Here is a 4,949-nt window from a genome sequence, read left to right as displayed (position 1 = left end):
ACCTTATTCGATCTGGCCTTGAACTGCGGGTAGGTGGAAGCCACGGCGGAATAATTAAGCGCCCAAATTTTTCTGCCTGCATCATTATGACAGTTTTGACAGTTCATTCCATTAGTCAACCTGCCTACTATCCCTTTTGGCCCGAAGTAAACTGAGGTATGTGCAATGAGATCGCGGCCATACCTTATTTGATGACCTGTTGCGTCGGAAAGGATAGTAGATGTATCAGGAGCTATCCAATCAGACTTGATAGCTTTTGAAACATGCTGTTTAGCTAATGGCTCTCCATCAGACACCTGTTTGAGTACCGTTTCATCCGTTCCAAACATGCCATTCTCTTCAAGTAAAACCATCACACCAATACAGCCAGCCAGCACAAAAAGCAATGAGACCTTGATAAGTGTAGTGGCTAGCTTCACACCGGTTTCCTGGTTAATGTTCTCCTTGCCGTTCATAGTGATTGATTATTGTTTAACCAAAATTACCTACCGATGTTCGATTATTTATATCAACAATTATAATGGTTGATAACCAATTGTTATAGAAGACCTTTTCATAATTCCCTTGGTATTGCAGCTCGTCTTACTGTGCGAAAATCGCCTTTGCTAGGTATACTTAAATATATTGAAAGCCTTTTTCCCAGTTTCGAGCCTAAGCTTACTAAGTCATTCCGATGACTCTACTTTAAAAAGTTAGGCCCAATAGTTCCGTTAACTCCATTTACAATATATACTTAATTTCATCCAGGATATGATAACTTTCGAGCACTTCCCAAAGTTATTGGGCTTAAAAAAATTACTTCGTCGCTGCCAAGGCGGCAGAAAGAACTCATTAACCTGGTTTATTTTCTTGGCTATACCCATACTGAAGCTGCTGAAGAAATGCAAATGCCACTCGGGAGCGTGAAAACACTAGTCCGCAGCGCAGTGATAAACCTCAGAAATACCTTCAATGCCGCCCTTCATATCCGTAAGAGTGCGTAAAACACTACCAGTTTAATCGATGATTTTGAATAAAATAGCTTGCCAGATTGTAAGGATTGTGTGGCCTGCGCATAAATAGAGTACGAATTAATTCATTAAACTTTGAAATCTGGTTTTTCTAAAATTGCATCAAAGCTGTTTCTATGTAAACTTATATATGCAAAATTTTGATTCTAAAACTATAATCCTTCGGTACCAATAATTTTACCTATCTCTCAATTTCCTGTGTAAAGCCTTGTGTAGGCTCTGCTTAATCCCTTTCTATATAATTAACGCAAACTTGTTGCCATTATCCCTTGAGCCTCCCAATTTGTAAGAGCGATGGCAAAATTGTAAACCAGGTCTTCATAAAACATTCGACAGATTGATTTATTTAGGCTCCGAAGCTTTTCAAAATCATATGCAAATATTATATTTGATTAAACCGGTAACTTATGAGCATCATTTATTTCAAGCCGCTTGATCGTTTTGATTTTTCCAGCACTACCTTGGATATTGGAAATCCAATCACCTGGAGCAGGTCACATTTTTTAAAACATCTTTTTAAAAGAATTTTCGCTCTGGATTCAACCAGATTTAAAGAATTTTATAATCACCATTTGCATTACTATCTCGAAAATATTGACGAAGGTCAAGAGCAAACCTATTTCAAAAGCCTTTTCGAAATAGTGGACAGGCAATTAAAAGTATTGAATGGCAGAGACGTCTATGCGGAAAATCATGTTACAACTCAGCGCCAGCTGGCTCATCTTGAAAACTTCATGAGCTTATTGATTTCGTTGGATAAATGGAATATTCATAAATCTTTCGGTAGTGTTGTCGCTAAACAGGAGTCAGATATTCATGAGCTTCAGAGACAAATAGAAACCCTTAAATTGGAACTTAAGAATGCAACCGAATTAGAAACTACTCAATTCATCAATATTCCTAAAGGAGGATTTCTAAGCTTTGTAGATTTGGTTATTCAAATGGAAGAGATAAAATTACCTTCTGGCAAACAATTAGTTTTTGCGGAATTCCAAATTGTGTGGGTGAAAATGATTTGCAAATATTTTCGGGAAGACAACAGAGAAATTGACTTCAACCGTGTTCGCAGATATTTCCCCAAGGACAGGCGCAATCCAGGTACCCGCTCTTCATCCATTCCGGCAGACCAACATCTTTTCGAGATTAAGAGCATTATAAGAAAATAGCGATAGCTAAAAATCTACAAATACATCCAAAAGATTGATAAGAATATCATCCGATACCTATCCGATTCCGGAATAATACATTTTATTATTAACCAATCCATTACCATACAATTCTGTATGGTAGCGAAATGCAATTTCCTTTATTTTTCTTTGTCCCAGTTCAAAAAATACCGCTAAAGACGTGTGAGTTTGCCTTTTCGATAAAGGGCCTTCTTGTTGGTATTGTGAGCTGACAAATAGTTTTATGATAAAATAAATCAAGGAAAGATGAATGTAGAATTAATCACAAGGGATGATCTGAAAAATCTGAAAACCGAAATGCTCAGCGAGATCAGGCAGCTCATGAAGCCTGGACAATCGGAAAACAGACAATGGTTAAAAAGCGCTGAAGTACGTAAACTGCTGGGTATCTCGCCTGGTACATTGCAGAATCTGCGAATCAACGGAACGCTGCATTACACCAAGATTGGAGGAATGATGTATTACAAAATGGAGGATATCACAAAGCTGCTTGAGGGAAATCAATGATTAACGATGAAACCCACCTAAGGGAAGGTTTTGAGGTCATTGTTTTACGATTAGAATTGGACGGCAGATTGCTTCCAACTCATATCAGTATGCTGACAGCAATCTGTCTATGCTGGCAGAATAACCAGTATCGGGAGCCATTTTCAGTTACAAGGAGAAAACTGATGGCATTCTCCAAAGTTGCTTCAATTGCGACCTACCATAAGTGCATGCAACAGCTTATTGCTTATGGTTATATCCGATATAAGCCTTCCTATCATCCAAAAAAGGGGAGTTTGGTCTGGTGGTGTGAAACAAAAAACGATTGAAAAGTAAGCCTATTGAGATATGTAGATATCTAAAGATTTAAAAGTCTACATATCTCTTTAAGCAATCATGAATCTAAAATATGAGGGATTATGCATCATGCAAAAGGTCCTTTTTCATTTTCAGAAAAAGGAGCAAGCGGTGGTTGGGCAGAGCCTCACCATCTTGGCCTTACGCTAGCGTAAAGGCGGTTTGGAGAACCCTCCAGGGGTTCTCTTAGCCGCTGACGGCAGCAGGATTAATGAAATGAGAATCCGGGGTAGGGTTTGAGATATTTAAATGTGTAAATGCTTTTTATGCTATATATCTATAGGGCAACATATACTGATATATGCATAACCGATTAATCAATAACAAACTGCTAAAAATGGAAACATTAAGAACCATAAAATATAACGAGCAGACGGGAGGAAAAATGAATAAGATCGCGCAAAAGCTGGGTCGTCCGAACAGGCTCGTATTTGCACAGATGGTTGATTACTTCTTTCGGTGCAAGAAAGATCCGCTGGATTTTAATGACGAGCTGTTAAAAAATACACTATTAAAGCAGCACAAAGATCATATCGGCTTCATCCGGGTTCAGGAAAAAGATTTGCTAATTCCCATCAAAACGGATGTAAGCCGTATGATTACTAGCCAGGAAAACATCGATAATTTTTTAAAGGAGCTGGAGCAAGGCTTGGAACAGCTGACCAACAGACAAAACGAACTTTCTTCTGTCACTAAAAGCTATGGACAAAAACTTCAGGGTACAGATGAAATCCTGAAGGGTATCTCTTCGAAACTAGCTGTTAAAGAACAGCTCAAGAAACAATTTCATTATATACTCAGCACATTCATCAAAAATAGAGATGCCTTTAATATGATGACTCCTACAAAGGATAAAGAGGAACTGATTAAAATAACCAGAAACCAGATTGACCTATTATAGCTATGTATATCAATATCACTGACAATAAGGAAGCCGGCAATAAGGGGAGCAGCGGTGGGCTGGTAAATTACCTGGAAAAGGAGAATCGCACGGAGGCATTAAAGCATTCAGAATTATGGTTCAATGGAAACCGGCAAAATGTGGAGGCCTATGAAGTACGCAGGGAATTGGATGGAAACAATGCAAAGCTGGGAAGGAATGAGGCGAAGTTTTTCCTGATTAACATCAGCCCGAGTCAGAAAGAATTGGAGCATTTAAAGCGTTCGGTCGGGGATGCTGATATGAAAAATGTGCTTAAAGCATACACTGAGAAAGTAATGGATGAATATGCAAAGAATTTCAGGCGTCCCGGGATCAACAGCAATAAGGATCTGCTCTGGTTTGGAAAGGTAGAGCATAACCGCTACTACAACCATAAAGATGCAGCGGTTAAAGATGGTAGCAAGAAGCGTGGAGAGAAAAAAAATGGGAATCAGATGCATATCCAGGTGATCGTCAGTCGCAGGGATATCACTAATAAAATAAAACTCAGTCCCATGAACAGTTCGAAAGGAAGAAATACGGAGCACTCCAAAAAAATGGGTCAGTTTAACCGGATGGCTTTTAAGCAGTGTGGGGAGAAATTATTTGATGAACAGTTCAGTTTTGAACGAAACCTTAAGGATACACTTGCTCATGCCAATATTTTAAAGAATGGTACTTTACTGCAAAGAGAGCAGCTGGATATCTTGAATGAGGCATCAAGAAATAACCATCTAAACAGGTCATTGGTTAATGAACTTGCTTTAGGTGTTGCTGATGGAATTTTTTCATCCTTTGGGCACATGCTCCGATCGACCGGCAAAACTATTGGCGAATTTTTGGAAGTTTTGATGGAACCTGCTTTTATTCCGGATATCGGTTCGGATACGATTGAAGAAGCTGAAAAGAAAAGGAGGAAAAAAGCAAGGCAAAAAGGCCAGGGAATGCAGCGATGAATATATGTTGGATAGTTTTCAAGGATATCCT

At 38.8% G+C, this 4,949-nt stretch carries 6 protein-coding genes; 5 read left to right on the top strand and 1 reads right to left on the bottom strand.

Going from position 1 to position 4,949, the window contains the following annotated elements; all coding sequences use genetic code 11:
* Window positions 1-455 (bottom strand): c-type cytochrome (locus ON09_RS25505; RefSeq protein WP_010603328.1); only part of this gene is annotated, 455 nt, incomplete at its 3' end.
* Between the two features lie 324 nt (window positions 456-779).
* Between ON09_RS25505 and ON09_RS24950 the strand changes: the two genes are divergently transcribed.
* From ON09_RS24950 to ON09_RS22500, 5 genes are all read left to right on the top strand, one after another.
* Window positions 780-983: an RNA polymerase sigma factor gene (locus tag ON09_RS24950; RefSeq protein WP_083838043.1), complete on the top strand. Its 204-nt coding sequence runs from the start codon at window positions 780-782 to the stop codon at window positions 981-983.
* A 434-nt stretch (window positions 984-1,417) separates the two neighbouring features.
* Complete coding sequence (locus ON09_RS22520) at window positions 1,418-2,176, top strand: hypothetical protein (protein WP_010603327.1); 759 nt, start codon at window positions 1,418-1,420, stop codon at window positions 2,174-2,176.
* Window positions 2,177-2,443: 267 nt separating this feature from the next.
* Window positions 2,444-2,704: a helix-turn-helix domain-containing protein gene (locus tag ON09_RS22515; protein ID WP_010603326.1), complete on the top strand. Its 261-nt coding sequence runs from the start codon at window positions 2,444-2,446 to the stop codon at window positions 2,702-2,704.
* A 673-nt stretch (window positions 2,705-3,377) separates the two neighbouring features.
* Complete coding sequence (locus tag ON09_RS22505; RefSeq protein WP_010603324.1) at window positions 3,378-3,941, top strand: BfmA/BtgA family mobilization protein; 564 nt, start codon at window positions 3,378-3,380, stop codon at window positions 3,939-3,941.
* Between the two features lie 2 nt (window positions 3,942-3,943).
* On the top strand, window positions 3,944-4,918 hold the full coding sequence (locus ON09_RS22500) for a DUF5712 family protein (RefSeq protein WP_010603323.1): 975 nt from the start codon (window positions 3,944-3,946) through the stop codon (window positions 4,916-4,918).
* Window positions 4,919-4,949 lie beyond the last annotated feature (31 nt).

This window comes from Pedobacter agri PB92 (assembly GCF_000258495.1).
In the GTDB taxonomy this organism is placed as follows: Bacteria; Bacteroidota; Bacteroidia; order Sphingobacteriales; family Sphingobacteriaceae; genus Pedobacter; species Pedobacter agri.
Note: the sequence above shows the minus strand (reverse complement) of the source record. Positions and strands in the feature narration are given on the sequence as shown.

What these genes read in the sequence shown, in the direction of transcription:
- ON09_RS22500 (WP_010603323.1), top strand. Translation starts at nt 3,944, where the DNA reads ATGTATATCAATATCACTGACAATAAGGAAGCCGGCAATAAGGGGAGC.
- ON09_RS22520 (WP_010603327.1), top strand. Translation starts at nt 1,418, where the DNA reads ATGAGCATCATTTATTTCAAGCCGCTTGATCGTTTTGATTTTTCCAGC.
- ON09_RS22505 (WP_010603324.1), top strand. Translation starts at nt 3,378, where the DNA reads ATGGAAACATTAAGAACCATAAAATATAACGAGCAGACGGGAGGAAAA.
- ON09_RS22515 (WP_010603326.1), top strand. Translation starts at nt 2,444, where the DNA reads ATGAATGTAGAATTAATCACAAGGGATGATCTGAAAAATCTGAAAACC.